General features: G+C 66.5%; 11 protein-coding genes. 3 read left to right on the top strand and 8 right to left on the bottom strand.

Annotated elements, in window-relative coordinates:
- Positions 1-36 precede the first annotated feature (36 nt).
- The 4 genes from Q0629_RS01330 to cobT form a co-directional block, all read right to left on the bottom strand.
- The gene (locus Q0629_RS01330) at positions 37-735 is read right to left on the bottom strand and encodes a DUF554 domain-containing protein (protein ID WP_298777951.1); all 699 of its coding nucleotides are present in this window, start codon (positions 733-735) and stop codon (positions 37-39) included.
- Positions 736-825: 90 nt separating this feature from the next.
- The gene (locus tag Q0629_RS01325) at positions 826-2,034 is read right to left on the bottom strand and encodes a pyridoxal phosphate-dependent aminotransferase (protein WP_298777949.1); all 1,209 of its coding nucleotides are present in this window, start codon (positions 2,032-2,034) and stop codon (positions 826-828) included.
- 100 nt (positions 2,035-2,134) lie between these two features.
- The gene (gene gpmA / locus Q0629_RS01320; protein ID WP_298777947.1) at positions 2,135-2,881 is read right to left on the bottom strand and encodes a 2,3-diphosphoglycerate-dependent phosphoglycerate mutase; all 747 of its coding nucleotides are present in this window, start codon (positions 2,879-2,881) and stop codon (positions 2,135-2,137) included.
- Positions 2,882-3,028: 147 nt separating this feature from the next.
- A complete protein-coding gene (gene cobT, locus Q0629_RS01315; RefSeq protein ID WP_298777945.1) occupies positions 3,029-4,012 on the bottom strand; it encodes a nicotinate-nucleotide--dimethylbenzimidazole phosphoribosyltransferase in 984 nt (327 codons plus the stop codon).
- A gap of 287 nt (positions 4,013-4,299) precedes the next feature.
- Between cobT and cbiB the strand changes: the two genes are divergently transcribed.
- The 3 genes from cbiB to Q0629_RS01300 are packed head-to-tail and all read left to right on the top strand — an operon-like array spanning position 4,300 to position 7,871.
- Positions 4,300-5,268, top strand: a complete 969-nt coding sequence (gene cbiB, locus Q0629_RS01310; RefSeq protein ID WP_298777943.1) for an adenosylcobinamide-phosphate synthase CbiB — start codon at positions 4,300-4,302, stop codon at positions 5,266-5,268.
- Positions 5,269-5,307: 39 nt separating this feature from the next.
- Complete coding sequence (locus tag Q0629_RS01305; protein ID WP_298777940.1) at positions 5,308-6,369, top strand: histidinol-phosphate transaminase; 1,062 nt, start codon at positions 5,308-5,310, stop codon at positions 6,367-6,369.
- Positions 6,369-7,871, top strand: a complete 1,503-nt coding sequence (locus Q0629_RS01300; RefSeq protein ID WP_298777937.1) for a cobyric acid synthase — start codon at positions 6,369-6,371, stop codon at positions 7,869-7,871. Before Q0629_RS01305 ends, Q0629_RS01300 begins: the two co-directional genes overlap by 1 nt.
- A gap of 147 nt (positions 7,872-8,018) precedes the next feature.
- On the opposite strand, the gene Q0629_RS01295 is transcribed toward Q0629_RS01300, so the two are convergent.
- From Q0629_RS01295 to Q0629_RS01280, 4 genes are all read right to left on the bottom strand, one after another.
- Complete coding sequence (locus tag Q0629_RS01295) at positions 8,019-8,855, bottom strand: M48 family metallopeptidase (protein WP_298777934.1); 837 nt, start codon at positions 8,853-8,855, stop codon at positions 8,019-8,021.
- A gap of 151 nt (positions 8,856-9,006) precedes the next feature.
- The gene (gene xth / locus Q0629_RS01290) at positions 9,007-9,789 is read right to left on the bottom strand and encodes an exodeoxyribonuclease III (RefSeq protein ID WP_298777929.1); all 783 of its coding nucleotides are present in this window, start codon (positions 9,787-9,789) and stop codon (positions 9,007-9,009) included.
- Positions 9,790-9,792: 3 nt separating this feature from the next.
- On the bottom strand, positions 9,793-11,292 hold the full coding sequence (locus Q0629_RS01285) for an AMP-binding protein (RefSeq protein ID WP_298777927.1): 1,500 nt from the start codon (positions 11,290-11,292) through the stop codon (positions 9,793-9,795).
- A gap of 144 nt (positions 11,293-11,436) precedes the next feature.
- Entirely contained in the window at positions 11,437-12,930 is a 1,494-nt protein-coding gene (locus tag Q0629_RS01280) for an AMP-binding protein (RefSeq protein WP_298777925.1), read from the bottom strand.
- Positions 12,931-13,147 lie beyond the last annotated feature (217 nt).

Here is a 13,147-nt window from a genome sequence, read left to right as displayed (position 1 = left end):
CCCGCGTGACGATGGCCCCAGGAGGGCGGTGAGCGGCTACAGCAGCGCCGTGATGAGGACGATCAGCACCAGGCCCGGCAACAGGTCGCAGAGCTTGAGCTTTGTGAGCCCCAGGAGGTTCAGCCCGATGCCGAGGATCATCAGTCCTCCCAGAGCCGACAGGTTGGCGTACAGCCGTTCCGTGAGGAAGGGCGCCATTCGGACCGCCAGAAGGGTCAGCCCGCCCTGATAGAGGGCTATCGGCAGGACGGAGAACAGGACCCCCGACCCGAAGGACCCGGCCAGAAAGACGGAGGCGATACCGTCCAGGACGCCCTTCGTGACGAGCAGCGTGGGGTCGTGGCGCAGGCCGTCGTCGATGGCGCCGATGATGCCCATGGAGCCGGTGCAGAAGAGCAGCGTCGCCGTGACGAACCCCTGCGTGAAGTGGCTTTCCGCAAGGTGAAAGCGCGCCTTCAGGGCGTCGCCCAGCCCGTTCAGCCGATCATCCAGCCGAAGCCAGTCCCCGATGAGCGCGCCCAGAACGAGGCTTGCCAGGACGGCGACGGCGTCCTGCATCTTCAGGCTCATGCCCACGCCGAGGCAGAGCGTGAAGAGCCCGAAGCAGTGAAAGATCGTGTGGTTCAGGCGCTCTGGGATGAAACGCCCCAGGGCGAGGCCCAGGGTAGCGCCGAGAGCGACGGCAGCGACGTTGAAGAGCGTTCCCCCGGCGGGGACCCTACTTAAAAATTCCATGGATGACGCAGCTCCTTATCTTTTGACGGTCTGGCTTGAAAAAAGGGCCGGCAGGGTGTCCCCCCGCCGGCCCTTGCGTTGGGGCGAACGCTAGGCCCGGATGGCCTCAATGCGCCCCGGGTAGGCCGCTACGGCCTGTTTCAGGATGTTCCCCGATTTGATCAGGTCCTCCGTCTTCAGGACGTAGGCCAGTCGCATCTCGTCCTTCCCGCGCCCCGGCGTGGCGTAGAAGCCGCTGCCCGGCGCGCCCATGGTCGTTTCGCCGTTGACGTCGAAGTTCTGCAGCATCCAGATGATGAACTTCTCGCAGTCGTCCACGGGGAACTTCACCATGATGTAGAAGGCGCCCTTGGGCTCCTCGCAGATGACGCCGTCGATCTCCTTTAAGGCCTTGTAGAGCGTGTCGCGGCGCGTCTTGTACTCCCGGTTGACCTCCTCCAGGTAACTCTTGGGCGTGGCGTAGAGGGCCGTGGCGCCCACCTGCTCCAGCGTGGAAACGCAGAGGCGGGCCTGGCAGAGCTTCAGGACCTGCGCCATGAAGTCCTTGTTCTTGATGGCGATGCAGCCGATGCGTGCGCCGCACGCGCTGAAGCGCTTGGACACGGAGTCGATCATGATGACCCGGTCCCGGATGTCCGGGAAGCTGGCGAAGCTCGTGAACTTGTCGCCGTCGTAGGTGAACTCGCGGTAGACCTCGTCCGCGATGATATAGAGGTCGTGCTTCTTCGCCAGCTGGGCCGCTGCCTCCAGCTCCTTCTGAGTGTAGACGGCGCCCGTCGGGTTGCCGGGGTTCGAGAACCAGAGGGCCCTCGTTCGGGGCGTGACGAGCTTCTCGATCGCCTCCAGGGGGGGCAGGTGGAAGCCCTCCTCGGCCCTCGTTGGGATGGGGACGATCTTCGCCAGAGCGGCGTTGGCGAAGGTGTTGTAGTTCGCGTAGAAGGGCTCCGGCAGCAGGATCTCGTCGCCGGGGTCGCAGATGGCCTGCACGGCAAAGGAGAGGGCTTCGCTGCCGCCGTTCGTGATGTAGATGTCGTCCCGGTCGTAGGGGATGTCCCAGGCGTGGTAATAGGCGCTGATGGCGTCGCGCAGCTCGTTGCGCCCCTGCGAGGCAGCGTAGGCGATGGTGTCGACCTTGAAGCTGCGGATGGCGTCAAAATACCCCTGGGGCGTCTTGATGTCCGGCTGGCCGATGTTGAGGTGAAAGACCTTCTTGCCCTTGGCCTTTGCCTCGTCGGCGTAGGGGATGAGGCGGCGGATGGGGGATGCGGAAAGCGCTTTGATTCGCTCGGAAAAACGCATGAAGATGACCTCCTTAACGTTGAAATGAGTCAATGAACGATGTCGTGCTCGGAGGACAGGGCCGCGGGTTCGGGGTGCACGCGTCCTCCGCGCTTTGGGATCACTTCGCCTTGCCCTGGTTCGCGACGGCGGCCTGAGCCGTTGCGATGGCGTCGGCGTCGCCGAGGTAGCGGTGGGATTCGGGCGTCATGTCGTCGTTCAGCCGGTAGAGGAGCGGGACGCCCGTCGGGATGTTGAGCTCCAGGATGTCCTTGTCGGAGATGTTGTCCAGGTACTTCACGAGCGCCCTCAGGCTGTTGCCGTGGGCCGCGATGATGACCCTGCGTCCGGCGCGGACCTCCGGGACGATGGTCTCCTTCCAGTAGGGGACCACGCGGGCCACGGTGTCCGCCAGGCACTCGCCAGCGGGGAGCTCCGATTTCGCGAGGTTCGCGTAGCGCGGGTCCTTCCCCGGGTAGCGTTCGTCGTCCTCCTTCAGGAACGGCGGGCGCACGTCGTAGCTGCGGCGCCAGATCTTCACCTGCGCGTCGCCGTACTTCGCCGCGGTGTCCGCCTTGTTCAGTCCCTGGAGGGCGCCGTAATGGCGCTCGTTCAGCTTCCACGAGTTTCGGATGGGGATCCACATGAGGTCCATCTCCTCCAGGACCAGCCACAGCGTCTTGACGGCCCGCTTCAGGACCGAGGTGAAGGCCAGGTCGAAAGCGCAGCCCTCCTCCTTCAGGAGCTGTCCTGCGGCCCTGGCTTCCTGGACGCCCTTCTCGGACAGCGGCACGTCCGTCCAGCCCGTGAAGCGGTTCTCCCTGTTCCATGCGCTCTCGCCGTGACGTATCAGGACGATCTCGTACACTGAAAAGGCCTCCCCTCAAGTTTAAAGACCAGCGCGCGGCGCGACCGCGTCGTCCGTCCGCGCGAAGGACGCAAAAGAATCCTGATGATGTGTGATTCAAGAATATCAGAAAGAGGCGGATTTTTCAATTTGTGCGTTTGCGCGGCGCTATGGTTTCAGCACCTCCCGGTACTCCGACTCCAGCGACACCTCCGCGAAGGTTCCCATCTCGTTCATGACGGTCAGCGCGTCGTCCACGATCTGCATGGCAATGGGGCAGCCCGTCCCCTCGCCCAGCCTCATGTCCAGCGTGAGCAGGGGGTGCAGCCCCATGGCCTCCGCCACGGCCGCGTAGGCCGGCTCCACCGACCGGTGGGACGCGATCAGGAACTCCCTGGAGAGCGGGGCGATGAGGGAGGCCAGGAGCGCCGCCGCGATGGCGATCACCCCATCGACCACCGCCGGGACGCGGTAGGCCGCCGAGCCCAGGAAGACGCCCGTCATGGCCGCGAGGTCGAGCCCCCCGACGCAGGACAGGATGTCCAGTGCGTCCTGTGGGTCGGGACGGTGCCGATCCAGTGCTTCGAGGATCACGCGCTTCTTCGTCTCGAAGGCCGCGTCCGTCAGGCCGCCTCCGCGCCCGACGAGGTCGCTGTCCCGTGAGTTCAACGCGGCCATGATGCAGGCTGCGGCCGGCGTCGTGTTGCCCATGCCCACCTCGCCTGCGCCCAGGATCTGATAGCCGTCCTCCCGTGCCCGCCCCGCGCACTCGATGCCGAACTCGACGGCCCGCCGCGCCGTTTCGGGCGTCATGGCCCGTCCCCTGGCGAAGTTCTCCGTCCCCCTTGGCATGAGCTTGCAGCTTGCGTCCACCCTGGGCGTCGGCCCCAGGTCCCGGACGCCCAGGTCAAAGAGGCGGAGGTCCACCCCGGCCCTGCGGCACAGCACGTTGATGCCGCAGCCCACGTCCGCCGCGTAGAACTCCATCAACACTCTGGTGAAGTACTGCGGCGAGCCCGATACGCCCTCGTCGTAGACGCCGTGGTCCGACCCGAAGAGCAGGTGTACCCGCCGGTCGATGGAGTTCTTCACCTGTCCCGTGATGCCCGCGAGGCGAATGGAGAGCGCCTCCAGCTCTCCAAGGCTCCCCACGGGCTTCAGCAGGCCCTTCTGGCGCTCCTCGGCGGGGATCGTGGACCGGCCCTCACGGCCGCCACGTCCAGGGGTGCGATGCGCGCCACCGCCTGCTCGATCGTTAACTGTTCCCGCATGTTCAAGATTCCCCCCGAAAGGTCATGAATTTCGTCGGTTCTTTGATTTGTAGTACTCCCTTGGGTAGAGTAAATTTTCCTCACGCAGCCCACATAATTGTATAATAAAAACTGACGGGCGGCGAACCGAGGCCTCCCTGAGTTCTTTCGTTGAAAAGAGGATGCGTTATGACCTTTCCAACCGTGCTGTGCTTTGCCCTTCTGCTGGACGTCCTCCTGGGCGACCCCCACGCCCTGCCCCATCCCGTCGTCGGGGTCGGCCGCCTCATCCGTTTCTGGGAAGGACGGCTCTACCCGGAGGCGGGCGCTCTCCACGCCGTCGCCCGTGGTGCGGGCCTCTGCGCCCTCGTGCTGCTCTCGACGCTCGCGGTTGCAGCCGGCCTGCTTGGGGCGGCGGGCTGGGGCGGCGGCCTCGCGACGGCGATCGAGGTGTACCTGCTCTACGCGGCTTTGGCGTGGCGGTCTCTGAAGGACGAAACGATGCCCGTCGCCCTGGCGCTGTTCCGCCGGAACCTGCCTGGGGCGCGGACGGCGCTGTCCCGCGTTGTGGGACGGGACACGGAGAACCTGGACGAGCCCTCCATCGTGCGCGGAGCCGTCGAGACCGTCGCGGAGAACTCCGTGGACGGCGTGATGTCCGTCCTGTTCTTCGCCGCGCTGGGCTGGGCCGTCGGAGAGGGCGTCGGCATGGCCCTCGCCGTCTGGGGCTTCAAGGCGGTCAGCACCATGGACTCCATGGTGGGCTACGAAAACGTGCGCTACCGCGAATTCGGACGTGCGGCGGCACGGCTGGACGACGCGCTGAACTTCATCCCCGCCCGTCTCGGCGGGCTCGCCATCCTTGCGGCCGGGGCGTGCCTCGGCATGGATGCGGGGGAGGGGATGCGGGTCTTCCTGCGCGACAGGAGAAAGCACAAGAGCCCCAACAGCGCCCATGGGGAGAGCGCCTTTGCGGGGCTTCTGGGGCTGAGGCTGGGGGGCGGCGCCCTCTACGGCGGCGTCGCCGAATCCCGCCCGTGCCTCGGGGACGGACCCCGGACGCCCGAGGCGGCGGACGTCCTGCGGGCCCACAGGCTGCTGGATGCGGCGTCGGCCCTCTTTGCGCTGCTCTGTGCCCTGCCCTTCCAGCTCGCCTGAACCCTTGCCCTCTGCGAGACGATGAGTGTGGAGAAGGGCATGAGCCAACCTTCCTCCAGCGGAACCCTCCATGCGCTGCGGGCCCACGGGGCGAACCCGGAGAAGCTCTACGCCGCGTTGGGCATCCCCATGCCGGCGGACGTCGTCGACTTCAGCACGAATGCCTGCGCCCTCCCCTGGCCCGATGAGGCGGTGGGCCGAGCGATCGACACGGCGCGCCTGGCGTCCGCGTACCCGGACGACGAGTGCCTGGCGCTGCGCCGCCTCATCGCCGCCCGCGAGGGGCTCGCCCTGGAGAACGTCCTCGTTACGAACGGGTCCAACGAGGCGCTGTACCTTCTGGCCTCGTTCTTCGTCGGGCGCCGTGCGGCGGTGCTCCAGCCCTCCTACGGGGAGTACGCCCGCGCGCTTCGCGCCTTTGGAGCGGAGGTGGAGGACGTCTTCGGCCTCGATTCGGCGGACCGCGCCGACCTCTTGATCCTGTCCAACCCCTGCAACCCGACGGGGGCATACCTCCCGCTCGATGAGCTGGCCCGCTTTGCGGCGGACCGTCCGGACGCGACCCTGGCCATTGACGAGGCGTACATCGACTTCCTTCTGACGCGCGAAGGGGAGAGGCTCGACCTGAGCGCGCTGCCGAACGTCCTCCTGCTGCGTTCCCTGACCAAGACGTACCACCTGAGCGGGGCGCGCATCGGCTACGTGTTGGCGACGGAGGGGTGGATTCGGCGCCTGGGGAGCCGTCAGCCGACCTGGAGCGTCAACGCCTTTGCCCAGGCACTGGCCCTGGCCTTTATGGAGGATGAGGGCTTCCTGACGAGGCTCCGGGCTCACTACGCCGAGGAGACGCCCCGCCTGGTCCGCGCGGTGGAGGCGGCGGGCTTTCGCGTGCGGCCGTCCTGCGTACACTACTTTCTGATGGAGACGGAGGACGACGAGGCCCTGATTCGGGGCCTGATGGAGCGGGGCATCGTGGTGCGTCACACGCGGAACTTCCCCGGCCTGGAGGGGCGGTGCGTCCGCATCGCTGCACGGACGCGCCAGGAGGACCAGCGGCTTGCCGATGCGCTGAGAGAACTGAGGAAAAGGGGCGTTTGCTGATGAAGGGGATCATGGTGCAGGGGACCTCTAGCGATTCGGGGAAGAGCTTTCTGGTCACGGCGCTCTGCCGGCTGCTGTCCGACCGGGGCTTCCGCATCTGTCCGTTCAAGTCCCAGAACATGTCGAACAACGCCTGCGTCACGCGGGACGGACGCGAGATGAGCCGCGCTCAGGCGGTGCAGGCGGAGGCCGCGCGGCTTGAGCCCGAGACGTTCATGAACCCCATCCTCCTGAAGCCGCGGCGGGACGTGTCCTCGGAGATCGTGCTGGAGGGGCGCGCTCTGGATACGCCGGCGGAGCGCGGCTATTACCGCACCTTCACCCGGACGCTGGGCATCGAAGCCGTGCGCCGCGCCCTGCGCCGCATCGAGGAGCGATTCGACGCGGTGGTCATCGAGGGGGCGGGCAGCCCGGCGGAGGTGAACCTGAACGATTTCGAGATCGTGAACATGTGCGTGGCGCGCGAGGCGGATGTACCGGTGTTGCTGGTGACGGACGTGGACCGCGGCGGGTCCCTGGCCTCCATCGTCGGCACGCTGGAGCTCCTGGGGGAGGACCGCGGTCGGGTGAAGGGCCTGATCTTCAACAAGTTCCACGGCGACAGGAGCCTCTTTGACCCTGCCGTCGGCTGGATCGAGCGGCGCACGGGGGTGCCGGTCCTCGGAGTGATGCCCTGGGTGGAGGGCGCGGCCATCGCGGGCGAGGACTCCCTGAACGTCCACTGGGGCCGGACGGGAGGCGAGGGCCTCTCTATCGGCGTCGTGCGCTTTCCGGGGCTGTCGAACTTCACGGACCTGGACCCCTTTGAGCTGGAGCCGGACGTGGAACTTGTCGGCCTGGATGCGGACACGCCCGAACGGACGCTTCATTCCCTAGACGCCGTGCTCCTGCCCGGCTCCAAGAACACGATGCGCGACATGGCGTGGCTTGAGCGGACGGGGCTGGCCCGCGCCGTTCGCGACCTCAGCCGCGCGGGGAGGTGCGTCTTCGGGGTCTGCGGCGGCTACCAGATGTTGGGGGAGCGCCTGTTGGACCCGGACCTGAAGGAGAACTCGGAGATACGGGAGATCAAGGGGCTGGGGCTCCTGCCCTCCGTGACGGCTTTCGGCGTGGGGGAGAAGCGCACGATCCGCACCGAGGGCAGGGTGCGGCGCCAGCTCTCCGCCGACGAGGTCCCCGTGACGGGCTACGAGATCCACTTCGGCGTCACCCGCCCTGCGGGGGGGAGTTCCTGCCCTGTGCTGCTGGAGGTCGCGGGGGGCGGCGTTGAGGGGTTGGCCCGTCCGGACCTCTCCGTGGCGGGCACGTACCTGCACGGCATCTTCGATGCCGACGCTTTCCGGGCGTTATGGCTTAACGCGGTGCGGCGTTCACGCGGACTGGAGGAGCGGGCCGTCACGGACACGAGAGCCATGAAGGAGCGCGCCTACAACGCCCTGGCCCGTGCTGCGGAACGGCACCTTGACATCGGCGCGATCCTGAGGCTGATGGGGCTGGCGTGATTCCAATCCCCAAGCCATCGTAGGACTTCGTCGTTTGGGGCGTGTTACAGGAGTGGGCCCGCTTCTTCCCGTGATGGGAGAGGAAGCGGGCCCACTCGCTTTTCGGAGGCCTTGGGACGGAGATGGGGCGCGCCGTTTGGGGACGCCCTATTGACTTCGTCGCGTCCTGCGATTCGTCCGGCCCATCCCGGCGTTCGCCACGTACCCTGCGGCGTTCTTCACGCTTGCGGCGACGGCTGCGGTGGAGGGGACGATCTCTCCGTCGTCGTGCGCTGCCCTGGCCTTATAGGCGGGGGGTGTGACGGCGTCCGGCGTTCGGGACGTCTTGCCCGATTCAGCCGCGATTCGGTCCGCCCGCTCCTTAAGGTGCTTTAGGCGGCGGTCCGTCGGAGGGTGAGAGTTGAACCCGTTGGGCTCGGTCCCAAGGCCCGCGTCCTTAAAGCGCTTCATGGCCCGATAGAGGGCGTGGGGGTCATACCCCGCCTTGGCCAGGAGGTCCGTCCCGTAGTCGTCGGCCTCCACCTCCTGCTCACGGCTGAAGCCGCTCTCCGCAAGGGTCATGCCGATGGCCCCGGCGGTCTGAGCCAGGTCTCCGGCCTTCCCCAAAAGCGACCCCAGGATGGCCCAGCCGACGTTGCGGCTCACCTGCTCCTTGTAGTGCCCGCGGCGGACGTGTCCGATCTCGTGTCCCAGCACGCCTGCGATCTCGTCCTCCGCGTTCAGGAGGTCCATCAGACCCTGGGTCACGTGGACGCTGAAGTCCTCTGCGGACTCGTACTTCACCCATGCGTTGGGCTTGTCGGACTTCTCGAAGGTAACGGAGATCCTCTTGAAGCCGTCTGCCGCTGCCATGCGCTCCCACGCCCTCTGGACGACGGCTCTATCGATCTTGGCCCAGGCCGGGGCGACGGTTGCCGCCAGCAGGAAGGCGGCGATCAGAATTACCGAGGCACCCAAGGGCCGTTTTATTCTCTCAAGCTGCATCCTCATCGACCTCCTGCCGACTTCCCGATCGTGTGCGGCTCCGCCGCCATTGCGTCGTTCTTGCCCCCTGCTCGACGTGTGGTTGTGCGTACCTTCGCTGCAGCCCGCAAGAGTTTCGCCTGCGAAGGATTTGGAAATAAAATCAACGCCCTCAGGGGAGCGCGAAGTCCACCACCAGGGGAGTGTGGTCCGAGGGGCGCTCCCAGCCGCGTGGCTCGCGCTCCACAAAGCAGTCCGTGGCTTGGAGGGCCAGGGAGGGTGAGGCGAGGGCGTGGTCGATGCGCCAGCCGATGTTGCGGGTTAACGCGTCCTTCACGCGATAGTCGAAGAACGTGAACTCTCCGGGGTCCGGGCGAAAAACGCGCAGCAGGTCCTTCAGCCCCTCGGAGGTCCTGGCGAATCGTTCCTGGATGTCGTGGCAGAAGCAGACGTGGCCGCGCTTGTTCTCCGGGTGCGTGACGTCCGCGTCCGTCGGCGCCACGTTCAGGTCGCCGACCCAGAGAAAGGGACCCTCCATCTCCCGCAGAATGAGGCCTCTCACGCGCTCCAGAAAACGCTTCTTGACCTCGTAGTCCGGGTGATCGACGGACTTTCCCTGGGGCACGTAGGTATTGAGCACCGTCATGCCCGCCAGGCGCGTCAGGCCCACCCGGGTGGGGAAGTTCGGCTCCTCCCCGTCGCCGAAGCCGAAGGATGTCTCGGCGGAGAGCGTTTCCCGTACCAGGGCCGCCACGCCGTTGTAGGACTTCTCGCCGCAGAAGCGGGCGCGGTATCCCATCGCGGCGAAGGCGGCCTCAGGGAAGTCCTCGTCAGTAGCCTTGGTCTCCTGAAGCATGAGGACGTCCACACCGCTTTTCGGCAGCCAGCGCTCCAGGATGGGCATGCGGCTGCGCACGGAGTTGACGTTGAACGTCGCGAGGCGAAGCCTGCTCATCGGTCAGAGGCTCTTCTTTCCGGCCCGCTCGCGCAGGATGCGGCGGAGGATCTTGCCCGTCCCGGAGAGGGGGAACTCATCGACGAACTCAATGCTGCGCGGTGCCTTGAAGTGGGCCAGGTGCTCCTTCGCGTAGCGAATCAGCTCGCGCTCCGTGACGGTCGCGCCGTCCTTCCGCTGGATGTAGGCCTTGGGCACCTCTCCATTGATGTCGTGGGGGATGCCCACCACGATGGCCGTCTGCACCGCGGGGTGTCCGGCGAGGACCTTTTCCACCTCCTGGGGGTAGACGTTGAAGCCTCCGACGATGAGGATGTCCGTCACGCGATCCAGGATACGGACGAACCCATCCTCGATGCGCACGTAGTCGCCCGTGTTGAACCAGCCGTCCTCGAATCGGTCCGCCGTGAGCTCCGGCGCGCGGAAGTATCCCCGCGTGACCGAGGGGCCTCGAACCCACAGGACCCCCTCGTTCTCCTGAGTGTCCTGCCCCTCCCGCGTGCGGAGCTTGTACTCGTAGCTGTCGAGAAAGGGTCCGACGGACCCCGTGCGGTGAGTTTCGTAGCTGCGGTTTATCGTGACGACGGGCGAGGTTTCCGTCAGGCCGTAGCCCTCCATGATGTCCCGTCCCGTCAGGTGCAGAGCCTGCTCGTGCAGGTTGGGGTTCAGACGGTCGCCCCCGGAAACCAGGAGCTTCTGGCGCGCCAGCCCCTCCCTGGGGAACTTACCGCGCTCGACGGCCATGAGCAGGTAGGCGTAGATGGCGGGCACGGCGAAGGTGATGTCCACCGGAGCCTCCAGAATGGCGCGCATTGCCGGCTGGGGCGGCAGGAAGGCGGGCACGATGGCCAGGCGGGCGTTCATCGTCAGGGGCAGGATCGTGGCGACGGTGTAGCCGAAGGAGTGGAAGTTGGGCAGCACCGTCAGAAAGACGCGCCCCTCCTGAAGGGCGGGGACGACGTCACGAAGGCACCTGCAGTTGTCGATGAGGTTCCCGTGGGTGAGGGGCACGGCCTTGGGGGCCCCCGTGGTGCCCGAAGTGGCGAAGATCACGGCCAGATCGTCGTCCTCCGGCTTGCCGGGCCTGCACTTGAAGGGCGGCAACGGCCCCTCCGGCGGGCAGACGGCGTGAGGCCATCCCGCTTCGTCCAGGACCGCGATCACGTCGTCCTGAACGTCGGGGGCGATGACGCAGTCCGCGGGTTCGATCAATTCCAGGGTCCCCTTCAGCGAGGGGATGCCCGCCGCGACGTTCAGAGGGCAGAACGTCCCCCCCCGTCGCCAGACGGCTATGGAAAGCGCCAGGATCATCGGACAGTTCTTCATCATGACGACGAGGCGCTGCCCCCTGCCAAAGCCGGAGTCCCTGAGCGCTGCTTCACAGTCCTCCGTGAGCTTCAGGAGGTCGGCGCCCGTGCGCCACGTTCCCTCCCACCAGTAGCAGGGCTCGTCCCTGTGGCGATTCAGGCTCTCGGTGATGATCTCTTCCAATCTCTGAGGCATTATCGATGCATTCCTCCTGTTGTCTTGTCTTAAAGGTTAAAACGGCGTTGCCGTTTCGTGCCCCGTGGGCGTGGACGCCCCGTTAGGCGTTGCTTTCGGGCTGGCCTATGGCCGGCGCGATGAAGGCGAGCGCGGAAACGGGTTTCAGCGTTGAGTGCGGTCGCGCTCCTGCTGGCGCAGCACGCGGCGCAGCACCTTGCCCGTGCTGGAGAGGGGGAGCTCCTCCACGAACTCCACCTCCCGCGGAACCTTGTAGTGGGCGAGGCGGGCCTTACAGAAGCGGATCAGCTCCGATGCCGAAACCTGCGCGTCCTTATCCTTGATGACGAAGGCCTTGGGCACCTCCCCGCTGATGTCGTTCGGCATCCCCACGACGATGGCCGTCTGCACGGCGGGGTGCTGGGAGAGCATGGCCTCCACCTCCTGGGGGTAGACGTTGAAGCCCCCGACGATGATGATGTCCGTCACGCGGTCCAGGATCGTGATGTATCCGTCCTCGATGCGCACGTAGTCCCCCGTGTTGAACCAGCCGTGGTCGAACCGCTCACGGTTGAGCTCCGGCGCGTGGTAGTAGCCCGCGGTCACCGAGGGCCCTCGCACCCACAGCACGCCTTCGCCCGCTTCCGTCGGCGCGCCAGCCTCCGTCCGAAGTTGTAACTCAAAGCGGGGCAGGGGCCGCCCCACGGTCCCCAGCCGGAAGCCCTCCTCGACGCGGTTTGCGGCCAGCACGGGGGAGCACTCCGTGATGCCGTACCCCTCCAGGACGCCGACGCCGAAGGCGGCCTTCACGCGCCCGTCCATCTGGGGGTTGTAGCGGTCGCCGCCCGCGATGAGGAGGCGCACGCCCTCCGCCTTTTGCCCGCTGCGCTCCAGGAGGGCGAGGATGAAGTTCAGCATCGTGGGCACCAGGGGCAGAATGCTGGGGTGAGCTTCCTGGATGGCCCGCAGTGTGTTCTGGGGCGGCATGAAGCCGGGGACGACGACCTGCGAGGCGCCGACGTAGAGAGGCAGCAGCATGCTGACGGTGAGGCCGAAGGCGTGGAAGTTTGGCAGGACGGTCAGGAACGAGTCCTTGTCCGACAGCGTGGGGATGGCCTCTAATATCCCGCGGCACTGGTCCAGCAGGTTCGCGTGGGTGATGGGCACGGCCTTGGGGTCGCCGGTGGTGCCGGAGGTGGAGAAGATGACGGCCAGGTCCTCGGCCTCAGACTCGGCCGGCCGGCCGGTGAGGGCGGGGGGCGTCCCCTCGGTGGGGAACAGGGCGCAGGACAGGTCCGCGCCGCGGATGGCCTCCGTCAGGCTGCCGCTCACGCCCTCGGAAACGACGACGGCGAAGGGCCGAAGCAGGTCCAGCGTCTTGAGCAGGGACGCTGCGCCGGCCTTCTCGTTCAACGGGCAGAAGGAGCCGCCAAGCCGCCATGCGGCCAGGGCCAGAGCCTCCGTCATGGGGCTGTTGGGCATCATCACGGCAAGCCTCTGTCCGGGGCCGAATCCCGCGTCCTTCAGCGATCTCGTGCAGCCGTCGGCGAGGGACTGGAACTCCCTGCGGCTGCCCCACGCTCCTTTCCACCAGAGGCACCGCGCCTCCGGCTCCTTGCGGAGACGTTCGTCCAGTACGTCGTTTAATCTCTCGGGCAAGGTAAGCCCCTCCTCCTGAGGGCGCGGCCGGCCCCTCGAAATGTAAGGTTTATAGTGATTTATTATACGATAAGACGCGAAAAATGTGGGGAGAAGGGAAAGGGCGTAGGACGTGGCGGACGAGTTTCCTTTCCAGAGGACGATGGTCCCCCGCCGCGGGAACTCAGCGACCCCGTGGCACCCAAAGATCACCGCTTACTGCTGCTCCCTTCCGGGC

Origin of the sequence: uncultured Fretibacterium sp. (assembly GCF_938030725.1) — a bacterium.
Lineage (GTDB): Bacteria > Synergistota > Synergistia > Synergistales > Aminobacteriaceae > Fretibacterium.
The sequence above is the reverse complement of the archived record's forward strand: the minus strand, read 5'-3'. Positions and strand labels throughout refer to the sequence as shown.